Origin of the sequence: Clostridium pasteurianum DSM 525 = ATCC 6013 (assembly GCF_000807255.1) — a bacterium.
GTDB lineage: Bacteria > Bacillota > Clostridia > Clostridiales > Clostridiaceae > Clostridium_I > Clostridium_I pasteurianum.
In genome coordinates this window covers 2,678,549-2,692,661 of record NZ_CP009268.1, presented here as the reverse complement: position 1 = coordinate 2,692,661, position 14,113 = coordinate 2,678,549, and the positions used below count along the sequence as shown (strand labels likewise).

Below are 14,113 nucleotides of genomic sequence, written 5' to 3'. Positions count from 1 at the left end.
AAAATGTTAAAAAAATATGAGATTCTTTTAACTGTGGTATTTATGGGGATTTTTGCAGGTATATATTTATATGTGTATGGAGAAATTTCTAGAGAAGCAAGTATAGCTGTTTTTTTCTTGGGTATGCTGAGTTTATTTTCTTTTGCAGCTAATGATAATGATATTGAAAAATCTATATATTCTTTGGAAAATATTGAAATGCAGTAGAACATATAAAAAATAACCGATTAGCATGTTTAGTATATTTTGTTTTTTTCTTTGCTTTTAGATGCTTAAATAATTTTTGAGATTATATATATAGTATTGACATTTAACATAATCAGATATATGATATAGAAAAATGAAAATTAAAGCCAATGAAGAGAAGTAGTAGATATAGAAAATTAGTTAAAGCGAGTTTGGAATGGTGGGAGCCAAGTACTATAGTCTATATTGAATGGATCTCTGAGGTGTGATGCGAAATAGTAGTAGCAGTAAACGGTAGTCTACCGTTAAAAAGACAGGGTATCGAGTAAAATCTGTACCTGATGAAGATTGCTTTATATTAAGGTGGTATAGCAAAATAACCATTTTGTCCTTATTGGATGAAATGTTTTTTTGTTTCTATGGCTTTTAATTTTGGCTTATTTAATGCTAGTTCATGAAGCGTTTAAGGCATTAAATAAAAAGTTAACTTTAAGGATAATTATCTTATTATAAATCAAAAAATATGGGTGGCACCACGGTCACTTCGTCCCATTTTAGGATGAAGTGGCCTTTTTTTATTCTATAGATGAATTAAAATTAAATTATAAAACTGAAATATAATTTTATGGAGGTAAAGGATGAATAAAAAATTACAATTAAATGATTTTGTTCTCATAGGGAGGACTTTTGAAGAGTACTATAAAATGTTTGATTTAAAAGACTTTAGTAAAAGCGAAAGAATATTAGATGTAGCCTCAGGAGTAAGTTCGTTTTGTGCAGAAGCAAATGCAAAAGGATATAATGTTACCGCTGCGGATAGAGTTTATGCATTCAATCCTGAGGAAATAGAAGAAAAATGTGCAAAAGATTTGGAAGAAACCATGGAGAAAGTGTCAACAATAAAGGAGCTATATAAATGGAACTTTTTTAAAGATATTGAACAATTAAAAAGTCATCGTGAAAGAGCATATAGAGGATTTATAAAAGACTTTAAATTGCATAAGGAAGATAGATATATAAGTTCAGAATTTCCTAGTAATAATTTTAAAGGAAATCAATTTGATATATCGCTTATATCACACTTTTTGTTTTTATATGATGAACATATGAGCTATGAATTTCACAAACAAATTATTAATGAGATTATAAGAATAACAAAGAAAGAGATAAGAATATTTCCAATTGCCAATTTAAAAGCTCAAAGATCTCCTTTTATTGAGAAATTTATGAAAGATAAAGCTTTTAATAATTATGAAATTAATATAGTGAAAGTTAATTACGAATTTATAAAAGCTGGAAATGAAATGCTAGTAGTTAAGATTAAGCAATAAATAACGCAAAGGGCGGGTCATTTTTATTTTGCTATTGGTTATGAAAAATCAGCTGAATATTTTAGAAAATTGTTGTAATATATAATAAGTACACATGAAATATCTAGTGACATTTAGCTGTTATCTCAAACTTTCAAAATAAATGTTACGGTGGCTATTCATGATACAGGTAATATTAAAATATATAAAGGTTGTGATATTTAATGAATAAATTGTTTTTTATTTCCGATATACATGGCTCACTATACTATCTAAAAAAGATTTTAGAAATATATGAAAGTGAAAAAGCTGATTATATAATAATTTTAGGGGATGAATTATACCATGGACCAAGAAATCCACTGCCGAAGGATTATAATCCTAAAGAAGTATCACAGATTTTAAATACATATAAAGATAAAATTATAGCTGTACGTGGAAATTGCGATAGTGAAGTTGATCAAATGGTACTGGAGTATCCTGTAATGGATACCTATTCTATATTTTTATATAACAATAGAAGATTGTTTTTAACTCACGGACATGTATATAATAGAGATAAATTACCTTATTTAAATAGCGGTGATGCTATAATATATGGTCATACTCATATACCTTTAGCTGAAAAGCAAAATGATATTTTTGTAATTAATCCGGGATCTATCAGCATGCCAAAAGAAGGTAATCCTAATTCCTATGGAATTCTAGACGATGACATTTTTAAAGTTAAGGATTTAGAGGGTAATACTATTAAAGAAATAAGTTTCAACAAATAATTAAATTAATTTAAATCTATGAATTAATTTAATATGAAAAATGATAAAAATATTGTATTATAATAATGGATGTTAATTTTTATAAACCTTAAGAAAAACTATAAAATATCCACATAATGGAATAATGAGGTGAACCAATGAGTATTTTAACAAAAAAAAATACAATACATACAAAATTAAAGGGTAGAGAGTTATTGAATAATCCTTTTTTAAATAAAGGAACTGCTTTTTCAAAAGAGGAAAGAAAAAAACTTGGATTGGAAGGATTATTGCCTATACAGGTTGAAACTATAGAAAAACAGGAAAAGAGATGCTATAAACAGTTTAAAGTAAAACCAGATAATTTTTCAAAGCATCTATTTTTAATGGATTTATATGACATAAACAGAACACTTTTTTACAAGGTAGTTACTTCTCATATAAAAGAGATGCTTCCTATAATATATACTCCTACTATAGGTACAGGAGTAAAAAAATATTGTGAAGAATTTAAGAGCCCAATGGATAGTTTTTATTTATCTATAGATGATAGAGAAAATATGGATAAGGCTTTTGATAATTTAAGTCTTAATGAGGATGATATTGAAGTAATGGTTATTACGGATTCTCAAGGTATTCTTGGGATTGGTGACTGGGGAGTAAATGGAATAGACATATCTATAGGTAAGCTTGCTGTTTATACTGCAGCAGCAGGAGTTGATCCATCTAAAGTACTGCCGGTAGTTTTAGATGTAGGAACAGATAATAAAGAACTTCTTGAAAGTGAATTTTATTTTGGAACTCCTCATGAGAGGATACAGGGTAGTAAATACTATGATTTTATAGACCAATTTGTAAAAACAGCATTAAAAAAATTCCCTAAGGTTCTAATACACTGGGAAGATTTTGGAAGAGAAAATGCACATAAAGTTCTGGAAAAATATAAAGATAATATTCTAACTTTTAATGATGATATTCAGGGTACTGGTGCTATGATAGTGTCTGCAGTTATGTCTATGAGTAAAGCCTCAGATACTCCTTTGAAAGAACAAAGGATAGTGATATTTGGAGCAGGAACAGCAGGTATAGGTATAGCAAATCAGATTTCTGCAGCTATGGAAAGAGAAGGATTATCAAAAGAGGAAGCTAGAAATAGATTTTGGTGTATTGATAGATATGGACTTCTTATTGAAGACATGAATACAGTAATAGATTTTCAAAAACCCTACGCAAGAAAGCGAAGTGAATTTTTAGAATTCAAAGATAAAAATGTGGAATTGCTTGATGTGGTTAAGATAGTAAAACCTACTATGCTCATAGGATGCTCTGGAGTATCTGGTGCTTTCAAGGAAGAAGTGATAAGGGAGATGGCTAAAGGAGTGGAAAGACCAGCTATAATGCCTATATCAAATCCAACAAATCTTGCAGAGGCAGTTCCAAAGGACTTGATAGAATGGACTGAAGGAAGAGGACTTGTAGTTACAGGCAGTCCCTTTGAACCTGTAGAATATAAGGGTACTACTTATAAAATAGGTCAGGCAAATAATGCTCTATTATTCCCAGGTCTTGGTTTTGGTGCTATGATAGCAAAACCTAAATATATAAGTGAAAGATTGCTTGAGGCATCATCAAAAGCTGTAGCTGAATTTGTGGATTTAAGTGAAAAGGGTGCTCCACTTCTACCAGAAGTTGAAAAACTCCATCAGGTTTCACAGGCTGTAGCTGTAAAAGTCATAGAAGCAGCTTTAGAAGAAGAAATTAATACTGTTGAAATTAAAGATGTAAAAAAAGCTGTCAGTGATGCAACTTGGTATCCGGAATATAAGGATGTATTGCCGGAGGATTAATATTTTCAGGTTTAATGATAAAATTTTAATAATTTAAGAAAAGACGAAACTTTTCTATATTTGTTCTTTGAACTTTATACTTTGATTCTTGTTTCGTCTTTTCTCACCACTATGGCTTAGAGGCAATAAATCTATATTGCTTTGTATTAACTAAACATATGACTTTATATTATAATCATCAGGAAGATGACTGGTATCATTTAAACACAATATAAGAGGATTCATATTATCATCAAAGTATAATCTGGTTATAGAAGTATTACCTAGACGAATTTTGTGATACATACTCATATTCCAGTTAAAGATACCTATCAAAGCTGCCTTTATGATACCTCCATGAGCAACTACTGCAATATTTTTATTCTTGTTTTCTTTAACGATTTCTAAAATGGCATCTGTGGCTCTTATACTGGCTTTCTTTAGGCTGCCATCTCCGCCGCAAAGAGGACCTGTAGTATCATCTATCAGCCAGAGCTTAAATAGTTCAGGGTAATTATTTTTTATATCTTTTACAGTTAAACCTTCCCATTCACCAAAATCTATTTCACGTAATTGTGGATAGATTATGGGGTGAAGATTCATATCCTCTGATATGATTTTTGCAGTTTTTAAAGCTCTCTTTAATGGACTACAATATATATAGTCAAAATTTTTTTTAAATCTGTTCTTTAAAAATTCTGCTTGTAATATACCCTCTTTTGACAAATCTATATCTTTACTTCCTTGAAATTTTCCTAAGGCATTCCATTCAGTTTCTCCGTGTCTTATTAGCATTATTGAAGTGCTCATTCAAAACCTCCATGTATTATTTGTTTTTATTAATTATCATAAGCATAAATCATATAATTAAATTGTCAAGCTTTAGAATTTTATATTTTAAGTTTAACATATAAAGTGAAGTTATAAAAATATATACATAATATAATACTGATAATGCTAAGTAAAATAAATTTAAATAAAATTCTATTAATAATTTTTGTAAAATCCATTGACAGTTATGTGAAAAATATATATCATATGAAATAAAGAAATTTAATAATTTTAATTTTTAATCTTATCAAGAGAGGTGGAGGGACTGGCCCTATGAAACCCGACAACCGGCATTTAATGGAAAATGTGGCGGTGTTAATTCCAGCAGAGGTTTTCTGAAAGATAAGAGAAGAAGTGAGTATGCGTTATTTACTGCTTTTCTTAGGAGAGGCAGTTTTTATTTTTGATTTTACACTTGGAAAATCTATATAAGATGTTTAGTCTATTTATAATATTAAATTTACGTTATTTACAGGTTAGGGGGCTTGCTATTTATGAAGTGCAGTATTAAAGATTTACTTGATAAAAAAATTGTGATACTTGATGGAGCAATGGGTACTTGTATTCAAAGCTTTAGACTGGAAGAAGAAGATTATAGAGGAAACCTTCAGTGTAATATAAATCAGAAGGGAAACAATGATATATTAAACATTACAAAACCAGAGATAATAAAAGAAATACATAGGCAATATTTTGAAGCTGGTGCGGATGTAGTTGAAACAAATACTTTTAATGGAACCAGCATCTCTCAAAGTGATTATGGTATGGAAGATAAAATATATGAGATAAATTTTAATGGAGCAAGGCTTGCAAGAGAAGTAGCTGATGATTTTAACAGCAAAGATCCTGAAAAACCTCGTTTTGTAGCTGGCTCTGTAGGACCTACAAATAGAACGGCTTCCCTTTCACCAGATGTAGAAAATCCAGGCTTTAGAAATGTAACTTTTGATGAACTTTCAAAGGCTTATGGAGATCAGATAGAAGGACTTATAGATGGTGGTGTGGATTTTATAATTATAGAAACTATATTTGATGCTCTAAATGCAAGAACTGCCATATTTGCTGCAAAAAATGCATTTGAAAAAAAGGGAATAAAACTTCCTATAATGATTTCAGGAACTATTGCAGATAAAAGCGGAAGAATTTTATCTGGGCAGACTCTTGAAGCTTTTGCAGAGACTATGAGAGATGAGGATGTACTCATTATAGGACTCAATTGTTCTTTTGGAGCAAAGGATCTTATTCCCTTTATAAGGCAGTTGTCAAAAACTCAAAATAAATATATAAGTTTTTATCCTAATGCAGGTCTGCCTAATTCCATGGGAGAATATGATGAACATCCTGACGATACTGCAGCATTTGTAAAAGAAATTGCAAGGGAAGGGCACATTAATATTGTAGGTGGCTGCTGTGGAACTACACCTGACCATATTAAAGCCATAAGTAAAGCCGTCAGCGATGTACAGCCGAGAAGAATTCCAGAACTTGAAATGGAAACTGTCTTTTGCGGTCTTGAAGCTCTAAAGATAAATAAATCAAATAATTTTGTAAATGTGGGAGAGAGAACAAATGTAGCCGGTTCTGCAAAATTTGCAAGACTTATAAGGGAAAAGAAATACGAAGAAGCACTAACGGTAGCTAAAAACCAAGTGGAAAATGGAGCACAGATTATAGATGTAAATTTTGATGATGCTCTTTTAGACGCTAAAACGGAAATGGACACATTTTTAAAACTTGTTGCCAGTGAACCGGAAATCTCAAGAGTACCAATAATGATAGATTCTTCAAAGTTTGAAGTGCTTGAAGCTGGACTTAAGGCAATTCAAGGTAAAGCTATAGTAAATTCCATAAGTCTAAAGGTAGGAGAAGAAGAATTTATAAGGCAGGCTCAATTGATTAAAAAATATGGAGCGGGAGCTGTAGTTATGGCCTTTGATGAAAAAGGTCAGGCAGATACTTATGAGAGAAGAATTTCCATATGTAAAAGAGCCTATGACATACTAGTAAATAAAGTAGGATTTTTACCTTGCAATGTTATCTTTGATCCTAATATTTTGGCCATTGCTACGGGAATAGAAGAACATAATAATTATGCAGTAGATTATATAAATACTACAAAGTGGATAAAGGAAAATCTTCCTTATGCAAAGGTGAGCGGAGGGGTAAGTAATTTATCCTTCTCTTTCAGGGGAAACAATGTTATAAGAGAAGCAATGCATTCAGTATTCCTGTATCATGCTATAAAAGCGGGTATGGATATGGGAATTGTAAACCCTGGAATGATTCAAATATATGATGAAATTGATAAGGATCTTCTTGAAAAAGTAGAAGCAGTAGTATTGAATAAAACACCAAATGCAGCAGAGGAACTGGTAGAATTTGCAGAAAATTATAAGGCTGCAGAGGGAAAAGAAAATGACAATAAACATTCCTGGAGAGATAAAGATTGCAAAGAAAGATTAACTCATGCTCTTGTAAAGGGGATAGTTGAGTATATTGATGAAGATGTAGAAGAATGCAGAGTTCAGCACCATAGAGCATTGGAAGTAATAGAAGGACCTTTAATGGATGGAATGAAAACTGTAGGTAAATTATTTGGAGAGGGAAAGATGTTTCTTCCTCAGGTAGTTAAAAGTGCTAGGGTTATGAAAAAAGCAGTGAGTTTTTTACTACCTTATATTGAAGAGGAAAAGAAAGAGGGAGGCAGCACCAGTGCGGGAAAAGTTGTCTTTGCTACGGTTAAAGGTGATGTACATGATATAGGTAAAAATATAGTATCAGTAGTTCTCTCCTGTAACAATTTTGAAGTGGTTGACCTTGGAGTAATGGTACCTGCAGAAACTATTTTGGAAACTGCAAAAAAGGAAAAGGCAGATATAATAGCACTTAGTGGGCTTATAACTCCATCCTTAGAAGAGATGGCAAATGTTGCTGAAGAAATGGAGCAGCAGGGCTTTAAAATACCTTTAATGGTAGGTGGAGCAACTACCTCTAAAACTCATACAGCATTAAAAATTGAAACACAGTATTCTAATGGAGTAGTTCATACTACAGATGCCTCAAAAGCAGTGGAAGCGGCAAAAAAATTAGTTGATCCAGAGAAGAGAGAAGCATATATAAAGGAAGTACAACAAGAATATAAAAATATAAGAGAAAATTATTCTAAAATAGATAGAAAGCTTGTAACTATAGAAGAAGCAAGAGAAAAGTCATTAAAACTTGACTGGAATAAGGATATTGTGGAAACTCCAAACTTTACTGGAATTAAAAAATTTCTCAACTTTCCAATAAAGGAGCTTAGAAAGTATATAGATTGGACATTTTTCTTCATTGCCTGGGATATGGGAATGATATATCCTAAAATTATGGAAGATCCTAAATATGGTGAAGAGGCAAAGAAACTTTACAAGGATGCTAATGATATGCTGGACATTTTAGAAAGAGAAAATATACTCACTGCTAATGCTGTTTTTGGAATTTTTCCTGCGAACTCCGTAGGAGATAATATTGAATTATATAGTGGTGATAAAGCTGAAACCTTTAATATGCTAAGACAGCAGGAGGTTTCAAAGAAAAATGTATATAGATGTCTTTCTGATTATGTAGCCCCTAAGGAAAGTGGAATAAAGGACTATATAGGTGGATTTATTGCTACGGCTGGTATAGGTGCAGCTGAATATGCAAACAGACTGAAAGAAAAAGGCGATGAATATGGAGCTGCCATGGTAAAAATTCTTGCAGACAGATTAGCAGAAGCTTTTTCTGAATATCTTCACATGGAAGTAAGAAAGAACTATTGGGGATATTCTCCTCATGAAAATATAGAAATTTCAAAGGTGCTGAAGGGCGATTACATGGGAATAAGACCAGCCTTTGGTTATCCATCCTTAAGAGATCATGCAGAAAAGACAAAGCTCTTTGATATTTTAGACCCAGAAAGGGAATTGGGAATAAATTTAACTGACAGCTATATGATGAATCCTGTAGCCAGTACCTGTGGACTTTATTTTGGAAATAAAGAGGCAAAATATTTTGATATAAACAAGATAGGCAAGGATCAGGTAGATGATTATGCAAAGAGAAATAATAAAGAATATAGAGAAATAGAAAGAGTATTAAATACAATATTGATTTATAAGTAAATGAGAATAAGCTTTAAAATAACCTTCAAAAGCAGGCTTGCTATGTGATTTAGGATATCCTTCATTTCATTAAGAAAAGCTAACCTTGGCTTAATTTGAAATTCTATGACTTTTAAACTCACTTCGTTTAAACAGTAAAAGTCACTTAACGAATTTCAAAGTCGCCAAGGTAAGTTTTTCTAATAATTTATTCGAGGATATCTCTACAATTCACATAGCAAGCCTATGAAGGTTATTTTAAGCTTTATTATTATGAATGTAAAGATAGCAATATTTAGGCGTACTATATAGGAACGGATAAAAAGGAGGGATTATTTCCCTCCTTACTATTTTACAGATTTTAGATATGTAATATCTACACAGTTTAAACCTGTTACAACTTCTAATTTTTTTAAGTTATTTTTTATTTCAGTTAAGTCCTGTTCAATTTCTAAATGACGATTAGCATTCTTAGGTTCTAAGTCGGACACGATAGCTTTTAGTTCTTTTATATCTGACTTAACTTCGTTCATGTCAGTTTGAAATTTTTGCTGATTTTCTTCAAGTTTTTGTTGATTTACTTCAAGCCTTTGCTGATTTCCTTCAAGTCTTTGCTGACCTGATTTTAAGTCGGATATATCCTCTTTAATGTTACTGATTTCACTTTTAATGCCGCCAAGTTCATTTTTAATTCCACTGATTTCAGTAACTAATGTTTGTAACAACTGCTCATATTTATCCAATTTACGAATCACCTCCGATATTCTAATTATATATTATTAATAAGCAATTTTGAAGCATTATTTTTCACCTGATTAACTTGGAGTAAGTCTCCCCCTTTTTCAAGTGGGGGCTCAACGCCAAGTAAACCATGTATTTGCAGTTCTAAAATTCAGATGGTGTAAAAGAATCCCCACCTGAATTAAGAACTTGCTTCAATTTTACTTTGGTAAATTATAGAAAGCATTATTGCTAAATAGTAATAGGTAACCAATAAATAACTAGCGTCATATACTAACTCATAGGTAGTAATATGAAGGGTGGAAGCTGGTTATGGGCTTATGGTTTGTAGTAATATTACTTATAGCAATAGTTAGTAATACGGATAGTTTAGCTGTTGGGATTTCCTATGGTACAAGAAATATACTTATACCCTTTTTATCAAATATACTTATAGCATTGATAGGAGGTATTGGAACTCTTATGTCAATGTATATAGGTAAGGGAATATCAGCTATTTTAAACCCTAAAATTGCTGGATATATGGGATCGGCAATTATAATAATAGTAGGAGTTTGGATCTGTATAGGGGAAATAAAAAACAATATGAAGAAGTCTTCAGCAGAAGAAAAGGAAAAAACCTCAGGGACAGGTCTCAGCAGTTACTCTTTTTTCGGCAGGATTCCAAAGGTTTTAGAAAATCCATTTTTAGCTGACTGGGATTTTTCTGGTTATATTAGTGTTAAAGAGAGTTTGGTGCTGGGAATTGCCCTGGCAGTAAATAATATGGCAAATGGTATTGGAGCCGGCATGGCAGGGATCAATCCTGTAATCACTTCAATAGTTGCATTTCTTGTAAGTCTATTTGCAATTTGGATAGGTATAAAGCTGGGACACGAATATGTACACCGCTGGCTTGGAAAATTGGCTGCACCTGCAGCAGGCATTATACTTATACTTATCGGAATTTATGAAATATTTTTTTAAGGAATTTTTTAATAAGTCTAGGCTTAATTTATGAATTTTATTTAAATTGGGCTTAGATTTTGTCAATAAAATAGAGTTCCATAATAAATAAAAATTGTTAATATGTAATTGTTTTGATTATATATTGGCAAAAAGTGTATTTTAAATATAATAAAAGCTATGATAGTATATAAATATAGAAAAATTGTTAAATAGATATTTTTATTGTTAAAAATATTAAATTAGTATTACTACAGGCAGGTGATATATCTAGTGAAAAATATTCTAGTGGCAGAAGATGATATTAAACAATGTGAAAATTTAAAGAAAATGCTATACATGATAGATGCTGAATTTAATATACATGAAGCTCAGGATAAAGATCAGGCATTAAAAATTTCAAATAATGTACATATAGATTTATTTTTTATAGACATTTCTTTAAAAAATTCTTCAGGATTAGAGCTTGCTCTTGACCTTAGAAAAATATCTAGATATGAATTCAGTTGGATGGTTTTTTTAACTACTCATGTAGAATATTTAACTCAGGCTTTTAAACAGGCACATTGTTATGATTATATTGTTAAGCCCTATGATAAAGATGAGATTATAAGTATGATTAAAAAATTTAGTGCTCATGCTAAAAATAATTCTGTTCAGGAAAAGGAAAGAAAGTCTGTATTTCTTGACTTAAAAAGCGGAGTCAGCATGAAATTTTATATTGATGAAATAATCTTTATTGAAAGCAGTATGAGGACATGCATAGTAAATACTATAAGGGACAGTTACACCTTAAAGAAAGTATCCTTAAAAAATATATTGAAGCTTATAAACTGTAATTATATAATTCAAAGTTATAAATCTTTTTTAGTAAATATTAATTATATAAAGTTTATTGAAAAGATAGATTCCAGATTAAGTGAGCTTTACTTTGAAAAATCCAGTAAAAAAGCTCTTTTGGGATATAAATTTAAAAATAGTGTTTTGGAAAAATTAAAAGGAAAATAAATTATATTAACCAAGGGGGATAGAATGATTGAATTTATTAAAACTTTTAGCAATATTTTTATTGAATTGATTACAATTATATTTTTGTGGTCTAAACTTTTCTTAAAAGAAGAAAGTAACCTGTCAAAAAATCTATCTGTAATTTTTATAAGTTCAATAGCAGTAACCTTTATTGATTTGATGGATATTAATACTGTTTTTGGATTTTTGATTACCATATTTGCAATTAAATTTTTGTACTGTAAAAAATTAATTAAAACAATTCTTGAATTTGTAATATTAGGTGCAGTTCTTATTATACTGCAATTAATAGGTATATTTTTTCTACAGCAATATATTAATGAAATGTATTCAGAAAGATTTATGAGTGATATTACAATCAATATACTTATTTTAATTATAGCTATATTGGGTTACTATTTAATATTCAATAAAAGAAAAAAAAGTATACAAATTATAGATTCTAAAGTTATATACTATTTTTCCATAAATATTGGAATGTGTTTAATAATATCCAAGATAATATGGGAATATAATAAAAATATTATTTTATATAATGTGATGATTTACATAGTATGTTTAGTAATAATCTTTTTAGTACAGATATATTTGTTTATATATATATCAAAAATTATAGAAGAAAAAAGGGTGTTAGAAGTACAAAAGGAATATAGTTCCATTATAGAGGCTACCATTGATGAAGTTAAGAGAAAACAGCATGATTTTAAAAATTATATAAATACCATAAATGGAATGATTGAAGTAACGGATGAAAAACTGTTAAAAAGTCAATTAAAAGAATATATTAAATCATCAATTTCTGCAAATAAAAATATAGAAGATATATTATACATAAATAATACAATAATAAAAGCTATAGTATATAATAAGAAATGTGAAGCAGAAAGACTTAAAATAAAGTTTTTATACAATGTAAAAGATAAGTATTTAGAAAATAAGTTGCGAGATTATGAAATATCAGATATACTTGGCAATCTTTTAAATAATGCCTTTGAAGCGGTACAGATTCAAGAGGAATATAAAAATAATATTAAAACAGTTATTTTGAACATATTAATTGAAAATAATAAAAGTATAATAGAAGTTAAAAATAATGGAATACCCATAAAAGAAGAACAGATTAATAGTATATTTAAAAGTGGGTTTTCTACTAAGGAAGGTAAAAATAGAGGATATGGACTGTACAATGTGAAAAAAATAGTGAAAGGAAAAGGTGGTGACATTCAAATGTTTTTTGATGAAGATTACACTGTCTTTAAAATTATCATTTAAATCATCAATGAATCTTACTTAGTTGGAGTTCGAACTCCAACTAAGTTTAGATAAATTATCTAGGAACGTGTCGCTGTAACAGGATAAATTCTATTTAGTGAAAGTAAAAGACTTCCACTAGATTTAAAATAAGAATATCGTATATACCTAGGCTGAAAGGAAATAATGTAGAAAATTAATCATTATATAAACTTTTAGGCGGGGTAGGTTCCCCTAGAAGGAATAAAGAACTAGACACAGTTATAAAGCTGGCTACAGCAATTAAACAAAAGCCTGCCTTATTTAAGATGGATTTATGTAGTTTTTTATTAATCATTTATTTTCACCTCCCAGTAGAAAAATTTGAAGAACTTCTAATAAAATTGTAGAGAATCCACAATTTAAATAGCTTGGATTATCAACTTTAAATAACAAAATACATATCCAAGTCAACACAGAAAAAACTGATATCAATTTTAAATTATACCTTCTTTTTTCTGTTTTAACAGGCCTTTTAAAATTCGGAAAAGGTGCATATAAAATGATTATCAGTATACTCAATATTGAAATTCCATAATAAACTAATGCATTAACATTAGAAAATGAAGAAACTATCAAAGATGTAATTATAAAAAAGAATGCTGAAGATAATAAACACCTCAGAGTAGTTTTACAATGGTAACCACCTATGAAAATCCTAGTGGAAATTAAAACAATCATAGAAAATAAGAAATAATGTAACCTTCCTAAAATAGAAAATACTAAAATTAAGATGATTATCTTAAATAGTTCGCCTAAAATAACCTGTAATACATAATTTATTTTATCTAAATCATCAGAATTGCTTATATCACTATTGTACTTTATATATTCAGTTATCTTGAATGCACATTTATTTATCATTTTATCACCTTTTATGTATCATTTGACTTCTAAGATACTAAAAATTTAAACAAATGTATATGAGCAAGGCATGAAACGTCATTTTTTGAACATAAACAGTTATTTTTAAAAAATATACTGCAGTTTATGTTTAGAAATTAACGTTTTGTGTATAATAGGTTTAAATTTGGTGATTTTTATGTGAAAATAAATTTGTAGATAAGCAGTACATAAAA

At 29.7% G+C, this 14,113-nt stretch carries 12 protein-coding genes, 1 riboswitch and 1 other annotated feature; of the genes, 8 read left to right on the top strand and 4 right to left on the bottom strand.

The annotated features are described in order from the left end of the window. Positions 1-3: 3 nt before the first annotated feature. The 4 genes from CLPA_RS12210 to CLPA_RS12195 all read left to right on the top strand — a co-directional run bounded on the left by CLPA_RS12210 (position 4) and on the right by CLPA_RS12195 (position 4,098). Positions 4-207, top strand: coding sequence for a hypothetical protein (locus CLPA_RS12210; protein WP_003447487.1), 204 nt, complete (start codon positions 4-6; stop codon positions 205-207). A 140-nt stretch (positions 208-347) separates the two neighbouring features. After that, positions 348-582: a binding site (T-box leader), on the top strand. A 242-nt stretch (positions 583-824) separates the two neighbouring features. Then, positions 825-1,517 carry a hypothetical protein gene (locus CLPA_RS12205; RefSeq protein ID WP_003447488.1) on the top strand — a complete coding sequence of 231 codons (693 nt, stop codon included), beginning with the start codon at positions 825-827 and terminating at the stop codon, positions 1,515-1,517. 203 nt (positions 1,518-1,720) lie between these two features. Next, positions 1,721-2,272, top strand: coding sequence for a phosphodiesterase (gene yfcE, locus CLPA_RS12200; RefSeq protein WP_003447490.1), 552 nt, complete (start codon positions 1,721-1,723; stop codon positions 2,270-2,272). 137 nt (positions 2,273-2,409) lie between these two features. Then, a complete protein-coding gene (locus CLPA_RS12195) occupies positions 2,410-4,098 on the top strand; it encodes an NAD-dependent malic enzyme (protein WP_003447492.1) in 1,689 nt (562 codons plus the stop codon). 150 nt (positions 4,099-4,248) lie between these two features. Here the strand turns inward: CLPA_RS12195 and CLPA_RS12190 are convergent, their stop codons facing one another. Further along, positions 4,249-4,887: a histidine phosphatase family protein gene (locus CLPA_RS12190; RefSeq protein WP_003447494.1), complete on the bottom strand. Its 639-nt coding sequence runs from the start codon at positions 4,885-4,887 to the stop codon at positions 4,249-4,251. Positions 4,888-5,149: 262 nt separating this feature from the next. Beyond that, positions 5,150-5,257, top strand: a riboswitch (SAM riboswitch). Positions 5,258-5,402: 145 nt separating this feature from the next. Between CLPA_RS12190 and metH the strand changes: the two genes are divergently transcribed. Then, positions 5,403-9,050: a methionine synthase gene (gene metH, locus CLPA_RS12185; RefSeq protein ID WP_003447497.1), complete on the top strand. Its 3,648-nt coding sequence runs from the start codon at positions 5,403-5,405 to the stop codon at positions 9,048-9,050. A gap of 326 nt (positions 9,051-9,376) precedes the next feature. On the opposite strand, the gene CLPA_RS12180 is transcribed toward metH, so the two are convergent. Beyond that, positions 9,377-9,772, bottom strand: a complete 396-nt coding sequence (locus tag CLPA_RS12180) for a coiled-coil domain-containing protein (RefSeq protein ID WP_003447499.1) — start codon at positions 9,770-9,772, stop codon at positions 9,377-9,379. Positions 9,773-10,082: 310 nt separating this feature from the next. On the opposite strand from CLPA_RS12180, the gene ytaF reads away from it, so the two are divergent. From ytaF to CLPA_RS12165, 3 genes are all read left to right on the top strand, one after another. Beyond that, positions 10,083-10,736: a sporulation membrane protein YtaF gene (gene ytaF / locus CLPA_RS12175; RefSeq protein WP_003447500.1), complete on the top strand. Its 654-nt coding sequence runs from the start codon at positions 10,083-10,085 to the stop codon at positions 10,734-10,736. 252 nt (positions 10,737-10,988) lie between these two features. After that, complete coding sequence (locus CLPA_RS12170) at positions 10,989-11,723, top strand: LytR/AlgR family response regulator transcription factor (RefSeq protein WP_003447501.1); 735 nt, start codon at positions 10,989-10,991, stop codon at positions 11,721-11,723. A gap of 24 nt (positions 11,724-11,747) precedes the next feature. Next, positions 11,748-13,016 carry a sensor histidine kinase gene (locus CLPA_RS12165; RefSeq protein WP_003447502.1) on the top strand — a complete coding sequence of 423 codons (1,269 nt, stop codon included), beginning with the start codon at positions 11,748-11,750 and terminating at the stop codon, positions 13,014-13,016. Between the two features lie 175 nt (positions 13,017-13,191). Here the strand turns inward: CLPA_RS12165 and CLPA_RS21210 are convergent, their stop codons facing one another. Together CLPA_RS21210 and CLPA_RS12160 are read right to left on the bottom strand one after the other, a co-directional pair. Further along, on the bottom strand, positions 13,192-13,332 hold the full coding sequence (locus tag CLPA_RS21210) for a hypothetical protein (RefSeq protein ID WP_155760379.1): 141 nt from the start codon (positions 13,330-13,332) through the stop codon (positions 13,192-13,194). Next, positions 13,329-13,898 carry an accessory gene regulator ArgB-like protein gene (locus CLPA_RS12160; RefSeq protein ID WP_003447503.1) on the bottom strand — a complete coding sequence of 190 codons (570 nt, stop codon included), beginning with the start codon at positions 13,896-13,898 and terminating at the stop codon, positions 13,329-13,331. Before CLPA_RS12160 ends, CLPA_RS21210 begins: the two co-directional genes overlap by 4 nt. Positions 13,899-14,113: the final 215 nt, after the last annotated feature.